The following is a 19,980-nucleotide window of genomic DNA, read 5'->3' on the forward strand; positions in this document are numbered from 1 at the left end:
GTTCAAAATTATTGCCGATAAATATCGAAATAGACGTAAAAGATTCGGTCTTAGTTTTAATTTGATCTCTATCAAATATCTCTTTAGAAACATCAATTCCTACAATTATACTATTCATAATCACCAAATTTATGTTAAATATCTCAAAACCAACCTTGTAAATACAGGCTTTTTTGCCTAAGAATACCGTCCGGTTTTTAGTTAAAAAAGCTAGTTACTTATCTAAAAATTCAGGCTATTAGCCTTAGGAAAACTACTGTATACTAGCTTTCTTTTGTACTATTGCTATAATCTTTTATTTTATTGCAATTTCACTTATTTTCATCATACAAGGAATACTTTTTGATATAGTTTATAATCTAGAATAATAAAACATTCTTAGCCTATGAACATCTGATTCTCTGCACCTTGATTCTAAAAATTAATCAGTTATGATGCGGAGATTGCTTTTTTTAATTTTTTTTTGCAAGTTCATTTGCTAACTGGTATGCGTACACATTATCAGAATCATATTTGATAGCAAGGTTACAACTTTCCATTGCTTCTTGATATCGCCTCAATTTATTCAAAGCATTTCCTTTATTAACATAAGCTTCTATACAATCTGGATTACACTTAATAGCTACATCTTTAGTTAAAAGATTTTTTTTGCTTTTTTTCTTTTATAATTCAGAATTATTGTGAATTTTTTGTATACCTTGATATCCTGTATCAGTAATCGCTTTAACCTTAGGATGGATAAGAATTTTGGATTCCTTAAATAATCTAAAGTCATGCTTTTTACCGTTAGAAAAATTTGTACATATTACTTGATGTGTTTTCTTGTCTACCACTATTTGAGTTTTTAGTGTATGCCTTTTCTTCTTTCCTGAATAATAGAATTTTTGTTTTTTTTAGGTCTTTCTATAGGACTCTCAGTAGCATCAATCAAGACTACTTTATAATTCATATCACTCTTCATTAGAGCTTTACGACCTGGAAGAGCAAAGTTTGGGTGTTTAACTAGGGTATCTTCTACCAATTTAACAGATTTATATCCTGAACTTTCACTAATCCAATAGTTCTGACCTATTAAGTAGTACGGTATTCTCTAAGGTATTCTAACGCCATCAGCAACTGCTCCTCCAAATTGAGCTTATTTTTACTCACACCTTTTGATTTCTTAAGACCATCAACTTTCCTCAAAATATCCACCATCTTTGAAAATGTTACCTTCCTTACTCCTGTTAATCGACGAAATTTTTCATCCTTTAACTCTTTAATCTTATCGAATTTCGTTATTACCTCAAATCAGATATTTATAACACTATTCTACATCATTCTCTAGTTTCGAAAGAAGTCTATTTTAAATTAATGCACGATATATCTCTAACTATGAAGGCATATAGAACTTATTATGATCCCCATAGCAGAGACATTCTAGTTAACAAAAAATAGTTATGAAAATATTAACACACTTGAGTTACTTGCTAAGCAAACAAGCAATAGTAAGAGCGCTGTTTACACTAGCATACAGCCCATATACTCTATATATTAGCGAACACCAACTTTTTTGTACGTCACTTAATGCTGATCCTGATAAATTAGCAACTATGCAATTTGATACTGGATCTGATATATTTCTCACTACTCCAAAAGGAACTTTCATATAATCAGCTACGACCGCTACAAATGCATCATCCATTTCTTGAGCAGCATATTTACTATGATTACCACTAGTATTTGCAACTTCAAAAGTATTCGTAGACAATATTGGTTTCTTATCACACAGATTGTTTAGCCTTGGATGAAGTGCTAATTCAGGATCAATAGAGTCATTTAATAAATCGCTTAACTTTATTTGCGAAATATCATAGTGTCTAGTCACTTCATTGCGAATTAGTTTTTCGTATATTTTTTCAAGTTCATTATTATTGAGTGGAACTTTAGTAAAGAATTTTGATAATTGTGATGTTATTTGTGGTTTCCATTTTGAGGTATAGCAGCTATTATTAATTTTAATACCTTTATATACAGCATTTTCAAAATTTATTCCATGACATTTATTAAGCTGGCATAGCGCTTGATTTGTAATATTGACAGTGCCGATCACATCTTCAATTACAGTTCCACCAGCTGTACCGCTTGTTATTATAAGACTAGGAGAAGTTTCATGAATAATTTTTTCAATTAATACAGTAGTTGGCACTTGATTTATTTCACAATTAAACTTTTTTGCTACAATATCGTCATTAATATTTGTAATTAGCCCATCTGTTGATGGATGCATATCTGACTTGTATAATAAAAGTGTTTTTCCATTTGATAATTGAAATATTGCATATCTTCCCCAAGCTTCTAGTTTTTTAGAAGGAAGAACAGCCCCCTTTAACTCAACTGCATGCATAAAATCTTGATATCCAGATTTATATAAGCGCCAGTTAGTATTGTTAAAAGCATTACTATCAGCTTCTCTATATTTTATACTGCCGTTATTGAAAAAAACATGATTCAAGGCTGCAAATTCAGCGTTTGTCCATACGATAGCAACATAATCTGCTTTGGGTAGCTTAGCAACTGATGAACTCTCTTCAGAAGCAACAAACTTGGGATTCCCAATGCCAATATTACTAAAATCAATAGCTGGTAGGTTTGGAAGATTTGTATGGCTGTCAAAATTATCAACTGAATCTGATTGAGAGAAAGAAAGTATATGTCTAGTTTTTATGTACATAAAATAATCTCGTATTTTTTCTTTAAGAAGCTTAAATACAATTTTAAATTGCGTTAGTCAACAGTAAATTTAGATACTATAGCTAAACCAGTATAAAACAGTTTATTATATACTTTTCAAAAAGAGTAACTACGTCACAGCGATATTTCATTCTTCTTGATTTAGCTTGAAAGCTTTTTTCAATGTGATTTAAATCAGGAGAATAAGGAAATAAATACTCTAATATATGCCAGATTAGGATAAGAAAAAGCATGAAAAGCATAATATAAAAGGTCTACAAGAGATAATGTACAAGTGTTACAATGGTCAATGTTCAGGTTATTAAGTATAGTATTATGAACTAATACTCGTAGAAATATGAGCAATAAATAAACAGTTATTAATTGAAACTATATTTAATATCTCACATAATCATAATTGCACATTATCTCTTGCATACCTTTTACATTATGCTCTTCATACTTTCTCTTATCCTAATCTGGCGTTTATCATCTATGTCCAATAAATATGTTTTCATATCTTTACGAAGATTAGTAAATAAACGTAGATTATTGGAGAAGAGTTGATGAAATAACTCTTTAGATATGTAAGCTTTATCAGCAAACAATTTACTAGATAAGCCTTTAGAAATAATTGAAGCTACAGATAGGTAGCTTTTATTGCCTTTGGTAATTTTAACTGACATTATTTCGCCTTTATTATTGAAGGTAACAAAGCATCAATTTTTGTTACAGGTGGCCTAGTATCAGTTTTCAATGGTGATAGCGGTACTGGTATAGACTTAGGAGTTGGTACAACAATAAACTTATTAAGAGATATATATTTAGATATTGAATGTAGCACAATGAAGTATAGACCACTTCCTATTCATACACGTTTTGGGTTGCGATTTCATTTCTAATTACTCACAGGTTTTATAGTTAGTAATTATTAGCTCATTAACAGGATTGCGTTGTTCATTGATTGAGTATACGACTGTAACGGTATTGATATTAAAATCTTTGTATAAGTCTCTAATAAAGGCAGTATTATTATTTGAGATCATAATCTTAACACCTTTATTTGTTAATTCTTGGACAAAATCCCGTAATCTAATTTGATCTTTTTCATCAAATGGAAGTCTAGTGTAGAACCGTTCTCCAGATTTATGATAAGGAGGATCAAAATAAACAAAGTCACCTTTTTTAGGTTCTATAAATGAAAAATATGTAGCATAAATTGATACACCATGTAGAAGGCTGCTGCATTGGTTTATTCTAGATGCAATGTGGAGTTTAATGTAGCATTCACCAGAAAATGTTTGAGCAGATTGTCCATTTTTGTAGACTCTATAAATTCCCCTAAAAGAATATTTATTAAGATATATAAATTTTGCAGTAATTTCATTCGGATTATTACTATTGCATTGTTTATATGGATTATGACTATGAAAAAATTCGTATGATCGGATATGGAGATGAAATACAGCAAATACTAACTCAGCTGCTTGATAATGCAAATCGATTTGGAGAAAAAGTTAAAGTAATACTCATTAAAGTTAAACTACTAAATCCCGAAATACGAGACAAAACACTAGAACTTACAATTCGAAATAATGGAAACAACATAAAAAAATTACAAAAAATAAATACTGCTTTTAAAACTCCAAATGAAGATAACATCTTAGGTTTAGGGCTGACATTTGTTAAGCTGCTACTTCAAGCAATAAAGGGAGAAATTACATACGTAAAAAATGAGCATACAGAGGTTATATGCCGTGTACCGATATATGCTCACTATCTTTAATTTTCTAAAATAAGGGTGATTTATGATATTAGAAAAAGAATTCGATTCAGAAATAGAAATGAAGATTACTAAATCTGCTCTAAATGCAGTTGCAGAATATAAAGGAATAAAACTTAGTTGCGATTATTTAAGTACAATAAAAGAAGTAATTGGTGACAATATGTTACTAAGACATCTAGCAGCTGGTGATAAAGAGCTTTTAAAACTTACACATCAACTTAAAACACCAAACCTAAATATAATAGATGTGTTCAAACAGCTCAAAAGCGAGCCAGAAGAAGTTAGAAATTTTCAGTCCGAAATAACAGAAAATAAAAAATCAATATTAAGCAAACACTTAAACTGTTATAGCGAAGTATTAATGTATATTAAGACTGCATATAAACTGTTGACAGGAAGAACTGAATCATTTGTACAAGCAAAGAAAGAAGTACTTTATTTAGACGGAATATTAAACAATGCTATTAAAAATTATAATGAATCGAAATCAAAGTTTTTATATAAGATCAAGTGCGATAAGAATAGTATTTTCATAGGCTATAGTTATCAAATACAGCAAATACTACATCAGTTAATAGATAATGCTAATCGCTTTAATAAAAACAGCAAAAATAAAGAAGTAGTAATTACAGTAGAATTATTACCTCCTACAATTTCAGAAAATACAGAAAGAATACTACAATTTACTGTTCATGATAATGGACAAGGCATATCAAAAGAAACTCTACAACAAATCAATAATGATTTTAGAGATATAAGTCAGAATAGTGAAGCATTAAGATTAAGCTTAACGTTTGTTAAGCTGATGCTTCAAGAAATACGAGGGGAAATTACTATGAAAAGTGAAGAAAAAAAGTATACGGAAGCCATATTTCATATACCAGTCAGCTTAGCTAATTGTTAGCTAAGCTTGCTATTTTAAATTTCTAAAAAACAAAGTTAATAAACTTAACCGTAGGAGAATAATGTGGAAAATAACAATATTAGACCTCTTTCGAAACTGGTTAAGGTAGTTCAAAATTATAAATGCCAGAGATCAAATTAAATCTAAGACCGAATCTTTTACGTCTATTTCGATATTTGTCAGCAATAATTTTGAACCGTTTTAGCATACCAATAACGTTTTCATTGACAACTCTTTTTCCTGCTAACCTACGATTATTCTTTTTATCATTTTTAGTTAAAGGATTTTTCTTGCTTTTTTTCTTTGGTAATGCAGAATTATTGCGAATTTTTTGTATACCTTGATATCCTGTATCAGTAATCGCTTTAATCTTAGGATGGATAAGAATTTTGGATTCCTTAAATAATCTAAAGTCATGTTTTTTACCGTTAGAAAAATCTGTACATATTACTTGGTGCGTTTTCTTGTCTACCACTATTTGAGTTTTTAGTGTATGCTTTTTCTTCTTTCCTGAATAATAGAATTTTTATTTTTTTTTAGGTCCTTCTATAGGACTCTCAGTAGCACCAATCAAGACTACTTCATAATTCATATCGCTATTCATTAGAGCTTTACGACCTGGAAGAGCAAAGTTTGGGTGTTTAACTAAGGTGTCTTCTACCCATTTTACAGCTTTATATGCTGAACTTTCACTAATCCCATAGTTCTGACCTATATGAAAATAAGTACGGTATTCTCTAAGGTATTCTAAGGCCATCAATAACTGTTCCTCCAAATTGAGCTTATTTTTACGCCCTCCTTTTGATTTCTTAACACCATCAGCTTTCCTCAAAATATCCACCATCTTTGAGAATGTTCCCTTCCTTACTACTGTTAATCGACGAAATTTTTCATCCTTTAACTCTTTAATCTGATCTAATTTCATTATTACTTCAAATCAGATCTTTATAACACCATTTTACATCATTGTATAGTTTCGAAAGAAGTCTAATGAAGTTTGCGTATAAAATATCCTGTTAGTAAATCTTATGATGCTATTGTCGCTTTTTTTATGCTCAAACCTCATTGTAAATAACTATAGTTTATAATTCTAGAATAATAAAACATTCTTAGCTTATGAACATCTGATTCTCTGTGCCTTGATTCTAAAAATTAATCAGTTATGATGCGGAGATTGCTTTTTTTAATTTTTTTTGTAAGTTCATTTGCTAACTGGTATGCGTATACATTATCAGAATCATATTTGATAGCCAGGCTACAACTTTCAATTGCTTCTTGATGTCGCCCCAATTCATTCAAAGCAATTCCTTTATTATAGTAAGCCTCTGGAAAATCTGGTTGATACTTAATAGCCAAATCAAAATTCTCTATTACCTCTTGATATTGTTCTAGTATACATAAAGCAGATCCTTTATTATTGTAAGAGCCTGCGTAATTTGTGCTGTATCGAATAGCTTGATCATAATTGTTAATTGCTTCTAGTAGCTTTCCAAGATTTTTCAAAGCATTTCCTTTAGCATGATAAGCTTCTATCAAATCTGGTTTATACTTAATAGCTATATCATAATTTTCAATTGCCTCTTGATTGCGCCCTAATTCCTTTAAAGACGCTCCTTTATTAACATAAGCTTCTACAAAATCTGGTTTATACTTAATAGCTACATCATAATTTTTTATTGCTTCTTGATATTGCCCTAGTTCGTATAAAGAAGTTCCTTTACCAATATAATAGTCTGCATCATTTGGATTGTATTGAATAGCTGTATCATAATTCTTTATTGCCTCTTGATATTGTCCTAGTTCGTATAAAGAAATTCCTTTAGCATAATAAGTTTCTGAAAAATCAGGTTTATATCAAATAGTAGTATCAAAAGTTTCTATTGCTTTTTGATGTTGCCATAATGCCTTTAAAGCCATTCCTTTATTAATATAAGCTTCTATACAATCTGGATTACACTTAATAGCTATATCAAAATTCTTTATTGCTTTTTGATATTTTCTTAACTGAAAAAATGAATTCCCTTTATTAAAATATTTGTCTGCTAGCATATCTTTACCCTAAATTGAATACTGTTATATGAGCAGATTATTTTGATGCAATAGATGTAACTGTATTAATAATACTGTCATATATTTCATATGATTTATAAAAATTCCCCTTTAAATTTTTGATTAGCTATGATAATTGCTAAATCAAATGTGCTGTTATCAAATTTTCTTTTTTACAGCCTTATTTTTAACACTATCAGAAATTTCATCAAAATTCTTTATTTTTTTTTATTATTACCATCAGTTATGTTACTCTGGAATTCTTACTCTATATTTTCTATCAGTAGTGATATTGCTAGCTGCGCATATAGTTTGAACTATTATCTAAGACACAAGCTCAAGTTTATACTGAACATTGAGAAGGCCATTCTTTAAGGCCTCAATGTCCTTAACATTGCCGCACCATTCTTGACGAAAACTGTTCCATTTTAAGCCATGAAGGCGAATGTGGTGCTTAGTGTTTTCGTCTGGTTCAGAGGAAAATTTTAAAATCACAGCAGCTTTATTTTGCTGTTCTTTATCAAAAATATCTTTACCGATTGTAGTCCAATGATTCTGAACATTTGGATGTTGTGTTAAAGTTTCTTTTAGTGAAACCAATCGCACCAAATAAAGTGTTTGCTGATAAGTGATCAAGCTTAGCCTTAGCGACTAGTCCACCCATTTCGATAAGACGTCGAGTACGCATTTTACGTTCTTTGATTTTGAGGTTAACCTCATCCATGATTAGCTTAGCTTTTTTTGTTGGAGAGTAATTTTTTGCTGCATAAGATTTGCCATGTTAGTAATTCAGAAAGATAAAAAAATCAGGCAAGAATATATCAAAATAAAATTCCAGTAAAGAAAAAAACCGCACCTGCCAAACCAACATCAAATAATTATAGTCAAAAAAACGTGAATTCAGGTTAGAAGCTTCATTAAAGAATAAGCTTATACGCAATATGTAAACTTGAAAGTTTACTGCTAAAAAATGAGCACTCATTAGCCGATTGAGTGTTAAAAAAAAGAAGTTTGTGCTAGCAAAATCAAAAAAACCATGCTAACTTAAAACTCAGGTGAGAATTGGTGTTGAGATGGCTATACAGTTTGCAATGATTGAATTTTTAAGTAGAAGTAAAGGAGGAGATAGTTGTTGTAAGGCAGCGTATAATGCAAGAACTATTGTTAAAAATGAGCAGACAAATATAAGGTATAACTTCTCTTATAAGAAAGATAACGTATATCATACAGTACTGATACCAGATTATGTAAATCAAAAATTCAAGAATGTCCAAAGATTAATGAATGAGGTGGAACAAACAGAAAAACGAAGAAACAGTAAGTTGTTGAAGGATATCGTAATAGCACTGCCAGACGATAAGGAATTGAATTTAGAAGATAGAATAAAGATTACACATGAAATAGTTGATGCAATGGAATGGGTGCAAAATGGTCTTGGAGTACAGATAGACATTCATAAGCTTCATAGAGGAGATAAAAACTGGCATGCGCATATATTGGTTACTACAAGAAGATTAAAGAGAATGGCGAAGAATTAGGTGGTAAAGCTGTTGACTTGGAGCCTAAATTCAGAACATCAAAAGGTAAGGCATTTATTATTCTAGAAGCTGAGATGATTCATGAAAAAGTGAAGGAAATAATTAATGCATATTTTGCTAAATTAGGCTTAACAAATAGAGTTGATAAGATAAGTGCAGTACCGCAAGAGCATATTGGCCCTACTAGAATTAGGGGTTTAATTAATGAAGTTGCAAATGAAAATGAGTTACGTAAAGAGGCTAATTTAAAAATTATTAAGGATGTTGATGTAATAACGGATGCTATAACACATTACAAATCTATTTTTACTAAGCAGGATATTGAAAAAGCAGTAAAAGATATACCAGACCTAACAGAAAGGGGAATGTTAGTTCAGCAAGTGTTCAGTTCAAATAGAATACTAGAGTTATATCATGATGATGGTGAAAGTAGCAAATATTTTACTACAACTGATGTTAGAGACGAGGAAGTAAGAATAATAAGAATAGCTAATAAAATCAATAATCAAGTTTATTACAACGATATTTACAATCTTAAAAGTGATATAGAAGGTCTAGCAAATGTTAGTGAAGAACAGAAACAAGCTCTAAGGCATATTTTGCTTAGCACTAGTGGAGTTAGAGTACTAAGAGGAAGAGCTGGAACAGGTAAATCCACTGTTTTAGCAAAAGCATATAAAATTGCAACAAATCGTGGACAAAATGTTATTGGACTTGCTCCTACTCATAAAGCGGTATCAGAGCTGAGGAGCAAAGGTTATAAGGAAGTCTATACAGTAAAAGGATTTTTGTATAATCGAAAAAAAAAATTTTTATGCAAAATAGGTTAATAGTAGTAGATGAAGCTGGAATGGTTGCTACTAGAGAATATGCAGAGCTGTTTAGAGTAGTTAGAAACAATAATTGTCAACTGATACTTGCTGGAGATGAAAAGCAGTTAGCTTCAATAGAAAGAGGCGGAATGTTTGAGATGCTGAGTAATATTTTCAGTTCACATGTTTTAGTGAATATTCGAAGACAAAGTGAAAACTGGAGCAGAGAAGCAGCAACAAAGTTTGCTGAGAGTAATATTTTAAGCGGTATAACATTACTGAGACAAAATAAATGTATTAAGTTTGATAATACGTTGCAGGACTCAATGAGTAAGTTAAGATACAACTGGAGTCTAAGCAAGTTTAAGCTACATGAAAAATTGGTAATTACAGTACGTAATAAAGAGGTAGACATTCTTAATTCAAGTATTAGATCTTTGTTAAAAGCTAATGGCACGCTACAAGGCACAGAATATAGGCGTTCAATAGCTGGAAGGAAAGAGTCCTACATGGCTGGAGATCGAATTGTATTTCAAAAAAGCGATAAGGATTTACAAATACAAAATAGTGAATTTGCAACTTTAACTTCGGTTAATAAAAATGAATTTGTAGCTAAGACAGATGCAGGACAAGATGTGAGTTTTGACCCAAGCAAAATACAATTTAAACAAAGAAAAGCAACTGCAGCACTAGTTCATTAGCACTAGTTCATTTTATGAAGTATATTCATAATCAACCTGATATAATAGAGCTATGGGCGAAATTCTTTAATACACTACAAGAAATAGTACAAAAAGATAAAGAAGAGGGCTTTCTTTACATAAGATCGTTATTGTATTATACTATAAGTAAGGTTAGTCAAAATGAACAACCTAGGTTAAAACAATTACTGGACGAAAATTTATCAATTGAGGATAGAGATAGGATTATGGAAACAATTGCTGCACAATATATTGATGAAGGCAAAGCTGAAGGCAGAGTTGAAGGCAGAGCTAAAGCTGCACAAGGGCTTGCAAGGAACTTATTAAACGCTGGCTTTTCAGTTGAATTTATTTCTGAAAATACTGGGTTATCAAACGAAGAAGTGGTTAATTTAAAAGTTAGCATGGATAATTCTTGAATTAATAATTCACTAACTTAAGTTTTTTGAGCAATGTATATCCCCAAACATATGCTATATTTAAGTTTTGTAGCTTCATAGTTAGTTTTGTGATAGGAAAGTTACCAGCAAGCTTTACATAACATGTAAGGTCTGGGCAGCCTCCATACTTTCTACTCAAAGCCTTGACAGCTATGCTTATCCAAGCTGAAATAAGTGGGCATAAAGTAGCTCTTTGACTTGTGGGTTAGCTGTGATAAATAGCCAGCCAGTTTCATTCGAATTACTAAACCATTTCTTGATGCTAAAACTACCTCCAGGCTTTAAATATTGTAGCGAAGTAATATTCTTTCCAAGCGTAGACTGAATTCCTGCAGAAGTTTCGAGTGCGATTTCACTTATAATACCTGATACAGCAGTGTTTCTTGTTTATTTAATTTTTTTTTATAACTCAACATTCTCTCTTTGTATACCTCTTATTCTCTACATTTCATATTTCCACTTATCCTAATCTGGCGTTCATAATAAGAGATAATAACAGAAATCTACTAACTTTTCTTGCTGAATGATGTTTAAACTCATATCTGTTTTTATTACAAGACGTCTTTCGCTATTTAGAGCATACCAGACACTGTCATCTTATTAATTTCTTGGTACTCATATAATTTCTTCTCTTTTTAAAATGACGGTGATTGCTTGAAAAAATGTTTAATTAAACTTAATAAATATTGCAATAATACATAAGTTTTTTAATTTATTTTGCATATTCATTAACATTAATTTGCTGATTATAATAATACATTTTATTATTTTAGCAGAAGGTTGAAGGTATATTAAATAAACTAAGGGAAAATTATTATATGAAAAATTTTACAGATCCTATACAACAACTTTCTCATACACAGGAAGATTGTGTACTTGTTAGACCTAAGGAACAATTACCAACCAATATAGCCTACAATAGCGATAGTAATAGCCTTGGGTTGCCAAAATATAGTATTTGCAACAAATATTTTATTAAAGATCAAGGCTATCTATACCAGCTTAGTCAATGCATTTGGAAAGCACCTTCTGATGAATCAAATAGTACTGTATATTCTATGGATTGTAGCCAAGCGTTTGGATTTCCTGTCAATAATGATACTAAGATAGATATAGATGATGAAAAGTATGCTCTTAGATTAATAAGTGCTGAAGCAAGTGAATGGGTCAAAAACAATGCTTGTGAAACAATAAAAAACTGCACTTCAAATGCCTTAGAAGCTATTTCTAACGAAATTAGATCGTATAATAAAGAAGCAGCTAATGAAAAATATGAGCCCAGTATATCGAATGTGCAGTGTATAATCATATTCATAGGCACTGTATGTGCAGGATTAACAGTATGGAGTGGGGCTAGGTATTGCATCACAAAATACCAAGAGTATAGGCGTAATAAGCAACAAATAGATCTTATCTCACATATCAGCAAAGATTATGATGATAATGCTGAAAGAGAGCCTTGTATTTCTGCATCAAAACGTAACATTTCTAATACCAGTAAAACTGATAGTTTTACTGAAGCTAAAGCTTTCAATTTAAATGTAGAACCTGGATCAGCTGATTTTAGTACCGCTATAAAACTCGAATTGCCAGAACTAAGATTGTCAGAAGATAATGATTGTTATAACGAGATTGGTACTTGTACTTCATCATATGATAATGTTATAAAGAAAGCAGAACATATCTATTGTACGACTTATGCTGATATACATCGTTCTGAAAGCGTAAACAGTTGTGAGCTATCAACTAATGTTGTTACAGAAAGAGTTATAGAAGAAAATCCATATGAAACACTAGGTAATATGTCACATGCAAAATTTGATTGATTTCTAACTGGCTTGAAAAAAAGTTAGCGCGATAGTTAAGCTTTATTAAAAGATGTAAAATTTGCGGGAAGGTTATTGTATTTACGCAGATGAGAGCGGTTTTGTTCATAGATACCTAGAACTCACGGATATGTAGCAAAAAGCATGAGATGTTATGGCGTTTTAGCATTTATCAAAAAGAACTAATGTTATAGTGGTATTAGTAGATAAATAGCTGCTAACTGTATCAATTTTAACTTCAATGTTAATACTGCCATTTTTAACTGTTGGGGATAGAACAGGATTTAATACTGAAATTACCTAATAATTTAATTCTATAGTTGTGATGGACAATGCAAGTTTTCATAAACATCCTCATTTAAAAACTATGATAGAAAAGGATGGACATAATATAGCTAAGCTACTATAAAACAGTTATAATAGTTTAGCTATTACTATGGACTAGATATGTTTTTTGAAAAGTCATATTTATATAATATAACTGTTTTATACTAGTTTAACTATAGCAATAATATTTGATTGATTTTATTAGGTAGTTGCGCTACTATTCAATTATTAGTTGAACTTCGATAAACTAATTGCTTTAATCACTTAATAAAAAAAGGTATGTATGTTTAAACGATTAAGAAAAGCATTGCAGCTTAATCCAAAAGCGTTTCGACCAGCTAGTAGCGCAGCTATGGCTGAAGCTAATGAAAGTAAGGAGACAAGAGAGAATCAGAAAGTTCAGCAGCAAAATGAGAATAGCTCTGGAGGTGCAACTGGTAAAGAACGCAGTTCTGAAAAACATGTTTCATTTAGTGAAAATGTTAAAGTGAAGGTAATGACGCCTAGTCCTATTAGTTCTATTAGTCCTTCATGTAATCCAGAAAGTGGATTTATTTTTCCAAAAACACCTGATGAACAATCACAACCAATCTCTTCATCTAACATATTAACTAAATATTGTGCTGCTGCTGAGAATGCGAATACTTCATCAGAAACTCAGCTTAATCCTCAATCTGGTATATTTAGTGGCAAAACTTTGGAGCAACGAATGAAATTAATATATGTATCTGGCCTTGCGTCTCAAGGTATTTTCTCTAAATCTGATAGTACAGACGATCCAGTAGAAAATTCAGATCAAGGATGTTGTGATGGAGAGGATGATGGACTTTCAGGCGATATGGTGGTTGGTGGTGCATGCGGAGGTTATGATAGTGATACTAATTAAATTATAATATAGCCTATAAAAGGAGAAATTATTTAACTTCTCCTTTATATAAATTATATAGGTAGGTAACCAACTCATGATATATCAAATTTTTAAAGCTACCTTTAATATCTTCTGTTAATGACAAAAATTTTGTTGTTAAGTCACGATCTGTTGTAATTGCCGATATGAGTGCTACATAAGCATGTTGGTTTGATGTAGAGATGTAAACATTTGAAACTTGACGTTTTTTTAAAGTTAGCAATTGCTCAACAAATTCTTTAGGAAGTTCTATAGTATTGTTATTTAATCTTGTTACTATTACATTTGGTTTTACAGTTAGTTTATATTTCTTAGCATCAGCAATAAAATTATCAGCGTTAGTCGTTTGCTGAAACTTATTTAAAAGTTCAATGTTGCGTTCTCTGATAGTATTTTTTTTCCATTCTTCTTGGACTTGATTAAGTACATTATCAAATTTTTCAACGGCACTAGGAATGATTTTTTGAATACTGACTATAATCAGCATCTTTGATGAAACATCAAGCGGATATGATGTTTCATGCTCTTCTAATGCAAAAATAGCATCAGTAACATTACTCAAAATTTTATTATTGGCTAATTTTTGCTTAGTTACATTATTTAATGTTAGTAGCTTTACATTTAGCATTTTAGCTATTTCTGATGAATTACTGCCTGATGCTACTTCATCTTCCAATAGTGTTATAGTATCATTAAATAACTTATCAACCTGATGATTAACATATTTTTCCCTAACCTCAGCAATATTTTTGGTAAAGCTATTTTTTTCTGAAAATTGATCACTATGAGTGCGATAGAATTCTTCTAGTGATTTGTTGTCAACAATAACTTTATTTTTAAAATAATTATTATCAAGTACTATATAGCTAATATGACGCTGCTCTGGTTTTTCAAACTTAGATTGGTTATTATTGTAAAATTCTTGTAATTGTTCGCTTGATGGTGAATCAAGAGTTGATTGTAACTGTTCATTTTGCAAATCAATACTTACTAGCTGAATATTTCGTGTTTCAGCAGATAAATTAATAATATTTTTGGTCAGTATACTTGGAACATAATTATTATTAATAAACTGATGTAATAATATTTCTGATAATTGCTGTTTTGTGGCTTGATCAAAATATTGTGGTTCACTGATATGTAAATTTTTGAGTATGTTCCTAAAAATATTGATGTCAAAATTCTGGTTATTATTAAAAGCTTTTGAATTTTGAATAAATTTAAAAACTGCTGCTGTACTTAAAGTTAAATTATATTCATGCGCTAATTGTTCTAATACGTGAGTACTTATTAAATTGCTTAATACTAGTTCTCTTATGTTATTTTGTGTAAGAATATTTTGATCAGAATTTTGTGGTATTTGATGCATTGCTAGTTTTAGTGCTTGCATAAACTCACTTTTAGTAATATTTTTAGCCTTAGTAAAAGTTACAATGTCAGAGCTGTTGTCATTTGAATGAAACATTGTACCTATGCTCCAGAAAACAGAGGCTAATATTAAAATTAATATTAAGATTTTAAACGCAATGCTATGTGAAGCTGTTCTTAATTTATTTAACACTGTAACTTGTATAATATATGTATATACCAATACAATATTTAAGTATTATAAATCTGCAAGTAATTTTTTATCTTAAAGCATGGAATCAATTGTAGTTTCTAATTGGAAAATGCACTTTAGTTTTTCTGAAGCTTGCAATTACCTAAATTTAATAACTAGCTTACATGGCAATTTAAATATTGCTAAAGTGATATTTGCTGTACCAAATTTATATTTATCTGGGCTTAAATTAAAATTTAATGACACATATCATTTCTCAGCTCAAGATGTAAGCATGATTACAGAAAGTAGTGGCCCATATACTGGTGAGATAAGTGCTAGTATGTTGAAAAACTTAAATGTGAACTATGCTATAGTAGGACACTCAGAACGAAGGTTATTATTTTATGAGGATGCTAATACAATAGCATCAAAAGTAAGAAATTGTATCAATAATGCAATAGTTCCAATTGTCTGTATAGGAGAACCAATTGAAGCACGAAAAAATAAAACATATCTTCAATATATAGCTCAACAGTTAAGTAGTATATCTTTTAGTTTTACTAAGAATATTATTATTGCTTATGAGCCAGTATGGTCAATTGGCAGCTGTATGGTTCCTACCATTGATGATATTTATGAGGTAGTAACTATGATTAGAGAAATACAAAATAGGTATATACCTCATAATATTGAAAATAGTGTTAAAATAGTATATGGTGGTTCTGTTTCAGCTAATAATATTAACCAAATTCTAACAGCTGGCATTGATGGAGTATTAATTGGTAAAGCATCTTTAAAATTAGAAAGTTTAACTACAATAATAAAAACAGTTCAAGGTTTAGATTAAATAAAATGATGAATATACTACTTTTTATACATATTGTAATATCAGTATTATTAGTTACAGCAATATTACTTCACAAAACTGGAGCGGATAGTTTAAGTGGGCTATCTGGTAGGAATGAAGGAATGGGAATTGTAACATCAAAAGCTGCTACCAGTTTTTTAACGCGAATAATTGTTATATTAGCAACGTGTTTTTTTATTAATGCCATTATACTTGCTAATTTGTCATCTAAAAAAAATACAAGCATTACTGATAAATTGCAATTACAAGAGAAAAATACTGTACCACTTGCTAAATAATTATGCTTAAGCGAAATATATTAGACCTTCTGCAAAACTAAGAATGAAGATGTAAAAGCTTTGCAAGAAGAACTGCCATAATTTTTTGCTTAATAGAGAACTTTAGCAAGTATCTTGAACAAAAATATGTAAATTCTTATATCAAACTTTGCTATTAAAACCATACATTATGGTACATTCTTGACAGTAACATATTTTACTAATATACTCTACCACTACTGAGTGGTAAGTTTTTGAAGATTCTAAGTAACATTAAATAAGAAAGTAATTTAATGTTGTGTTATGCACCTATAGCTTAACTGAATAGAGCACATGACTACGGATCATGAGGTTAGGGGTTTGAGTCCTCTTAGGTGCGCCATTTTTCTATACGATGTACTTTATGGCGCTTTGGACAAAAATATTATATTCAATTGTGCTAATCATAAAAATTTTGCATAATTCTTGATTGTAAGTACTGTACTTCATTTCTTAAGTTTTATTGTAAGCTATACTATTTAGTTATTTATTAATTTTTCTTTAATAAGAGCTTTAGTATTATCAATACCAAATAGTTTTATGAAAGAACCTAGTCTTGGCCCATCTAATTGCCCAAGTAAAATTTGATACAGTTCTTGAAAATAACACCTTAGATTACTATCATATCCATTGTTTATACCAATTTTATAGATTGCAGATTGAATCGTTTCTGCATCTGCTTCATATAAATCAGTTAATGTAAGGTCAATTTGCTCTAAGATTGTACGTTGCTGCATTGATGGTATTAGATATTTTTTTTGTACCTTCACATAATCATTATAATACCTAATAGCAAACTCTATTAACTGATCAAGATATGGACAGCTGATTGCACATGCATCTGGTGCATATTTGTTAATAAATCCCCATAATACATATTTATTTTCTGGATTGCATACTGAAGCTAGATTAAGTAATAGACTAAAATTTAAATTATAAGTATCAATATTTGGAACATTCCCTAAGTGAATATGATATACTGGATTAGCTAACTTAGCTACTTGATCATCTGTTTGATGGTATTTTTTTATAAATGCTAAGTAATCATCAACATTTTTTGGAATAACATTAAAATGCAACCTTTTTGCTTTAGTAGGGGATTGGTAAATAAATAACAACATGCTTTCCATAGGAGCATAAGTTAACCATTGTTCAACAGTAATACTATTTCCTTTAGACTTAGAGATTTTAGCTCCTGCATCATCAAGAAAAAATTCATAAAAAAATTGTATAGGAGGAATTCCATCAAGCACTTGACATATTTTTGAATATATATGTTGATTTATCATATGATCTTTGCCATATATTTCATAATCTACTTCTAATGCTGCCCACCTCATTGCAAAATCTGGTTTCCATTGTAGCTTACACCTGCCTTTAGTAACTTCTGTTTCAAAAATTTTGCCTGTATTATGATCTTGAAAAGTTATTGTACCTGCATCTTTATTAACTTTAATTGCTGAAATTTGTAATATTTTACCTGTTTCTGGACAAACTGGTAAAAATGGACAATAAGTTGCTTGTCGCTCCTCACGTAATGTTGGCAACATAATTTCCATGATTTTTTCATAGTTTGCTAAAACTTTTAATAACATGTTATCAAACATTCCAGAATTATAGCATTTTGTAGCACTATAAAATTCATATGTAAAATTAAACGTATTTAAAAATTGTATTAGCTTGCCGTTCATGTAGTCACCATAACTTTTTGCTTCATTAAACGGATCTGGAATTGATGTTAAAGGCTTATCAAGATGCTTCTTAAGCATATCTTGATTAGGAAGATTAGTTGGTACTTTCCTTAAACCATCCATATCATCGGAAAAGCATATCAGCTTAGTGGGTATATTGGATAGTTGCTTAAATGCTTCAATTACCATTACTGTTCTTGCAACTTCGCTAAAAGTGCCAATATGCGGTAATCCAGAAGGACCATAACCTGTCTCAAATAAAACATAGCCCTTAGATGGAACCTTGTAGTTTAGTTTATTCAGGATTTTTTGTGCTTCAATAAATGGCCATGCTTTTGATTGCATTACATGATTCAAAAATTCTAACATTTAGTCTTAAACTTTCAATAATTAATTATTAGAGCTAAAAAAGCATTATAAAGCATTATATAGTAGTTTTTACTTAAAAAATACTGTAAACCTTATTATAATAACTGTAAATTTGAAAAAAATTACTTACATAAACTATGATTGAATTAAAATGATTGATACAATATTAAAAGGATTAATACTGAATAGTTATCGAAGGTTCTTTATTGTATTAGCTATTGTTCCAATTGTGAGTTTATCTTTTGCTTACTATGTAGAATATATACTTGGAGTAGTTCCTTGTACTTTATGCACTTACCAAAGGTGGCCATATTATATATTGTTTTTTTTAAGTATATTAGGTATATCCTTCTCAAGGTTTAGTAATATTCTACATAAGGTTATAATATTGAATTTTGCAATATCTGCTCTTATATCAGGTTATCACTATGGAATAGAAAAAGAGATCTTTAGCGAACCTAAAACTTGTAAAGTTAATACAATAATGTCAAAAAATTTGTCAGTTAAAGAAAGAATTAAATTACTTGAAACTATCCCTGTAGTTAAAAGTTGCAAAGTTGTTCCATTTAAAATAATGGACATGTCCATGGCAGTAATGAACTTTCTATGGAGTATACTATTACTGTTATTTTGTTGCGTAGTTAATTTATATTATTGTAAATATGCCAAGGCCAATATTTGTTCAAGATCGTCATGCTAAAATAGCTGAAATGATTCGAGTAAACTATGCTGGTGAGTATGGAGCATGCAGAATTTATAAAGGACAAATAAATTTTATAAATAATAAAATATGCAAAGCACAAATTATGTCTATGCTAAATCATGAGGAGGAGCATTGTGCTTTTTTTGCTCAGCAAATACAAAATCGAAAAATTCGTCCAACATTCTTTATGCCAGTATGGCATACATTGGGGTATATATCAGGTGCTATTACAGCTATTACTGGCACTAAATGGGCAATGCTTTATACTGAAGCAGTTGAGAATGCTATTGATCAACATTACCAAGATCAGATTAGGCAACTAGAATTAATATTTGCAGAGCGTGAAAAAAAATTAACAATCGCGATTAAAAGATTTCATCAAGAAGAAATCGAACATAAGATAATTGCAAAAACTTACTATAATGAGTTGAGTAAAATTGGTATAGTTTTTAAGAATTTAGTAGAATCTATTTGTAACGTTGCTATATGCTTAAGCAAAAAATAACTC

General features: G+C 30.2%; 15 protein-coding genes, 1 tRNA gene and 10 pseudogenes. 15 read left to right on the top strand and 11 right to left on the bottom strand.

The features are described from left to right. Position 1: 1 nt before the first annotated feature. Positions 2–181, top strand: a pseudogene (locus OTBS_RS18115) (hypothetical protein); the annotation flags it as partial. 271 nt (positions 182–452) lie between these two features. On the opposite strand, the pseudogene OTBS_RS10925 reads toward OTBS_RS18115, so the two are convergent. The 3 genes and pseudogenes from OTBS_RS10925 to OTBS_RS00610 all read right to left on the bottom strand — a co-directional run. Next, positions 453–1,281: pseudogene (locus OTBS_RS10925) on the bottom strand (transposase). A 181-nt stretch (positions 1,282–1,462) separates the two neighbouring features. After that, positions 1,463–2,713 carry a hypothetical protein gene (locus tag OTBS_RS00605; protein WP_011944280.1) on the bottom strand — a complete coding sequence of 417 codons (1,251 nt, stop codon included), beginning with the start codon at positions 2,711–2,713 and terminating at the stop codon, positions 1,463–1,465. Positions 2,714–3,161: 448 nt separating this feature from the next. Beyond that, positions 3,162–3,416: pseudogene (locus OTBS_RS00610) on the bottom strand (transposase); the annotation flags it as partial. Here OTBS_RS00610 and OTBS_RS15665 point away from each other — a divergent pair. After that, positions 3,396–3,614: pseudogene (locus OTBS_RS15665) on the top strand (hypothetical protein); the annotation flags it as partial. The pseudogenes OTBS_RS00610 and OTBS_RS15665 sit on opposite strands and share 21 nt — an antisense overlap. On the opposite strand, the pseudogene OTBS_RS10935 reads toward OTBS_RS15665, so the two are convergent. Next, positions 3,615–4,154, bottom strand: a pseudogene (locus OTBS_RS10935) (DNA adenine methylase); the annotation flags it as partial. Between OTBS_RS10935 and OTBS_RS00615 the strand changes: the two are divergent. Together OTBS_RS00615 and OTBS_RS15670 are read left to right on the top strand one after the other, a co-directional pair. Then, a complete protein-coding gene (locus tag OTBS_RS00615; RefSeq protein ID WP_232488826.1) occupies positions 4,154–4,498 on the top strand; it encodes an ATP-binding protein in 345 nt (114 codons plus the stop codon). The pseudogene OTBS_RS10935 and the gene OTBS_RS00615 sit on opposite strands and share 1 nt — an antisense overlap. A 22-nt stretch (positions 4,499–4,520) precedes the next feature. After that, positions 4,521–5,402 carry a sensor histidine kinase gene (locus tag OTBS_RS15670; RefSeq protein WP_011944282.1) on the top strand — a complete coding sequence of 294 codons (882 nt, stop codon included), beginning with the start codon at positions 4,521–4,523 and terminating at the stop codon, positions 5,400–5,402. A 100-nt stretch (positions 5,403–5,502) separates the two neighbouring features. On the opposite strand, the pseudogene OTBS_RS10945 reads toward OTBS_RS15670, so the two are convergent. The 4 genes and pseudogenes from OTBS_RS10945 to OTBS_RS00640 form a co-directional block, all read right to left on the bottom strand. After that, positions 5,503–6,327: pseudogene (locus OTBS_RS10945) on the bottom strand (IS5 family transposase). Between the two features lie 227 nt (positions 6,328–6,554). Next, a pseudogene (locus tag OTBS_RS17395) lies at positions 6,555–7,238 on the bottom strand (tetratricopeptide repeat protein); the annotation flags it as partial. Between the two features lie 18 nt (positions 7,239–7,256). Further along, positions 7,257–7,451: a tetratricopeptide repeat protein gene (locus OTBS_RS13625; protein ID WP_050897486.1), complete on the bottom strand. Its 195-nt coding sequence runs from the start codon at positions 7,449–7,451 to the stop codon at positions 7,257–7,259. Positions 7,452–7,775: 324 nt separating this feature from the next. Further along, positions 7,776–8,231: pseudogene (locus OTBS_RS00640) on the bottom strand (conjugal transfer protein TraD). Between the two features lie 275 nt (positions 8,232–8,506). Between OTBS_RS00640 and OTBS_RS14990 the strand changes: the two are divergent. The 4 genes and pseudogenes from OTBS_RS14990 to OTBS_RS00655 form a co-directional block, all read left to right on the top strand. After that, complete coding sequence (locus OTBS_RS14990) at positions 8,507–8,989, top strand: MobA/MobL family protein (RefSeq protein ID WP_080571828.1); 483 nt, start codon at positions 8,507–8,509, stop codon at positions 8,987–8,989. A gap of 17 nt (positions 8,990–9,006) precedes the next feature. After that, on the top strand, positions 9,007–9,819 hold the full coding sequence (locus tag OTBS_RS17400; RefSeq protein WP_269763899.1) for an AAA family ATPase: 813 nt from the start codon (positions 9,007–9,009) through the stop codon (positions 9,817–9,819). A gap of 20 nt (positions 9,820–9,839) precedes the next feature. Further along, positions 9,840–10,502 (top strand): AAA family ATPase, encoded by a 663-nt coding sequence (locus tag OTBS_RS18120; protein ID WP_410517956.1) that lies wholly within the window; start codon positions 9,840–9,842, stop codon positions 10,500–10,502. Next, positions 10,493–10,921 (top strand): annotated as a pseudogene (locus OTBS_RS00655) (transposase); the annotation flags it as partial. The gene OTBS_RS18120 and the pseudogene OTBS_RS00655, both read left to right, overlap by 10 nt. 1 nt (position 10,922) lies before the next feature. Here OTBS_RS00655 and OTBS_RS13630 read toward each other — a convergent pair. Beyond that, a pseudogene (locus OTBS_RS13630) lies at positions 10,923–11,326 on the bottom strand (type IV secretion system DNA-binding domain-containing protein); the annotation flags it as partial. A gap of 434 nt (positions 11,327–11,760) precedes the next feature. Here OTBS_RS13630 and OTBS_RS00660 point away from each other — a divergent pair. Both OTBS_RS00660 and OTBS_RS00665 read left to right on the top strand, forming a co-directional pair. Beyond that, positions 11,761–12,768: a hypothetical protein gene (locus OTBS_RS00660; protein WP_011944283.1), complete on the top strand. Its 1,008-nt coding sequence runs from the start codon at positions 11,761–11,763 to the stop codon at positions 12,766–12,768. A gap of 610 nt (positions 12,769–13,378) precedes the next feature. After that, positions 13,379–13,981 (top strand): hypothetical protein, encoded by a 603-nt coding sequence (locus tag OTBS_RS00665; protein WP_011944284.1) that lies wholly within the window; start codon positions 13,379–13,381, stop codon positions 13,979–13,981. A gap of 28 nt (positions 13,982–14,009) precedes the next feature. Here the strand turns inward: OTBS_RS00665 and OTBS_RS00670 are convergent, their stop codons facing one another. Next, a complete protein-coding gene (locus OTBS_RS00670; RefSeq protein ID WP_041621404.1) occupies positions 14,010–15,563 on the bottom strand; it encodes a SurA N-terminal domain-containing protein in 1,554 nt (517 codons plus the stop codon). 79 nt (positions 15,564–15,642) lie between these two features. Between OTBS_RS00670 and tpiA the strand changes: the two genes are divergently transcribed. The 3 genes from tpiA (at position 15,643) to OTBS_RS00685 (ending at position 17,052) form a co-directional block, all read left to right on the top strand. Further along, positions 15,643–16,392 (top strand): triose-phosphate isomerase, encoded by a 750-nt coding sequence (tpiA, locus tag OTBS_RS00675; RefSeq protein ID WP_011944287.1) that lies wholly within the window; start codon positions 15,643–15,645, stop codon positions 16,390–16,392. 5 nt (positions 16,393–16,397) lie between these two features. Further along, positions 16,398–16,691 carry a preprotein translocase subunit SecG gene (gene secG / locus OTBS_RS00680; protein WP_011944288.1) on the top strand — a complete coding sequence of 98 codons (294 nt, stop codon included), beginning with the start codon at positions 16,398–16,400 and terminating at the stop codon, positions 16,689–16,691. Between the two features lie 284 nt (positions 16,692–16,975). Continuing rightward, positions 16,976–17,052 (top strand) — tRNA-Arg (locus OTBS_RS00685). A 136-nt stretch (positions 17,053–17,188) separates the two neighbouring features. Here OTBS_RS00685 and OTBS_RS00690 read toward each other — a convergent pair. After that, positions 17,189–18,769, bottom strand: a complete 1,581-nt coding sequence (locus OTBS_RS00690; RefSeq protein WP_011944289.1) for a lysine--tRNA ligase — start codon at positions 18,767–18,769, stop codon at positions 17,189–17,191. Between the two features lie 151 nt (positions 18,770–18,920). Between OTBS_RS00690 and OTBS_RS00695 the strand changes: the two genes are divergently transcribed. Next, positions 18,921–19,469: a disulfide bond formation protein B gene (locus OTBS_RS00695; protein ID WP_011944290.1), complete on the top strand. Its 549-nt coding sequence runs from the start codon at positions 18,921–18,923 to the stop codon at positions 19,467–19,469. Continuing rightward, positions 19,432–19,977 (top strand): demethoxyubiquinone hydroxylase family protein, encoded by a 546-nt coding sequence (locus OTBS_RS00700; protein ID WP_011944291.1) that lies wholly within the window; start codon positions 19,432–19,434, stop codon positions 19,975–19,977. The genes OTBS_RS00695 and OTBS_RS00700 overlap by 38 nt, the downstream gene beginning before the upstream one ends. The last annotated feature ends 3 nt before the right edge of the window (positions 19,978–19,980 follow it).

The organism is Orientia tsutsugamushi str. Boryong (assembly GCF_000063545.1).
GTDB classification, from domain to species: domain Bacteria; phylum Pseudomonadota; class Alphaproteobacteria; order Rickettsiales; family Rickettsiaceae; genus Orientia; species Orientia tsutsugamushi_C.

Excerpts from the sequence above, each read along its gene's own strand:
- OTBS_RS00605 (WP_011944280.1), bottom strand. The coding sequence starts at position 2,713 with ATGTACATAAAAACTAGACATATACTTTCTTTCTCTCAATCAGATTCA.
- OTBS_RS00615 (WP_232488826.1), top strand. The coding sequence starts at position 4,154 with ATGATCGGATATGGAGATGAAATACAGCAAATACTAACTCAGCTGCTT.
- OTBS_RS15670 (WP_011944282.1), top strand. The coding sequence starts at position 4,521 with ATGATATTAGAAAAAGAATTCGATTCAGAAATAGAAATGAAGATTACT.
- OTBS_RS13625 (WP_050897486.1), bottom strand. The coding sequence starts at position 7,451 with ATGCTAGCAGACAAATATTTTAATAAAGGGAATTCATTTTTTCAGTTA.
- OTBS_RS18120 (WP_410517956.1), top strand. The coding sequence starts at position 9,840 with ATGGTTGCTACTAGAGAATATGCAGAGCTGTTTAGAGTAGTTAGAAAC.
- OTBS_RS00660 (WP_011944283.1), top strand. The coding sequence starts at position 11,761 with ATGAAAAATTTTACAGATCCTATACAACAACTTTCTCATACACAGGAA.
- OTBS_RS00665 (WP_011944284.1), top strand. The coding sequence starts at position 13,379 with ATGTTTAAACGATTAAGAAAAGCATTGCAGCTTAATCCAAAAGCGTTT.
- tpiA (WP_011944287.1), top strand. The coding sequence starts at position 15,643 with ATGGAATCAATTGTAGTTTCTAATTGGAAAATGCACTTTAGTTTTTCT.
- secG (WP_011944288.1), top strand. The coding sequence starts at position 16,398 with ATGATGAATATACTACTTTTTATACATATTGTAATATCAGTATTATTA.
- OTBS_RS00690 (WP_011944289.1), bottom strand. The coding sequence starts at position 18,769 with ATGTTAGAATTTTTGAATCATGTAATGCAATCAAAAGCATGGCCATTT.
- OTBS_RS00695 (WP_011944290.1), top strand. The coding sequence starts at position 18,921 with ATGATTGATACAATATTAAAAGGATTAATACTGAATAGTTATCGAAGG.
- OTBS_RS00700 (WP_011944291.1), top strand. The coding sequence starts at position 19,432 with ATGCCAAGGCCAATATTTGTTCAAGATCGTCATGCTAAAATAGCTGAA.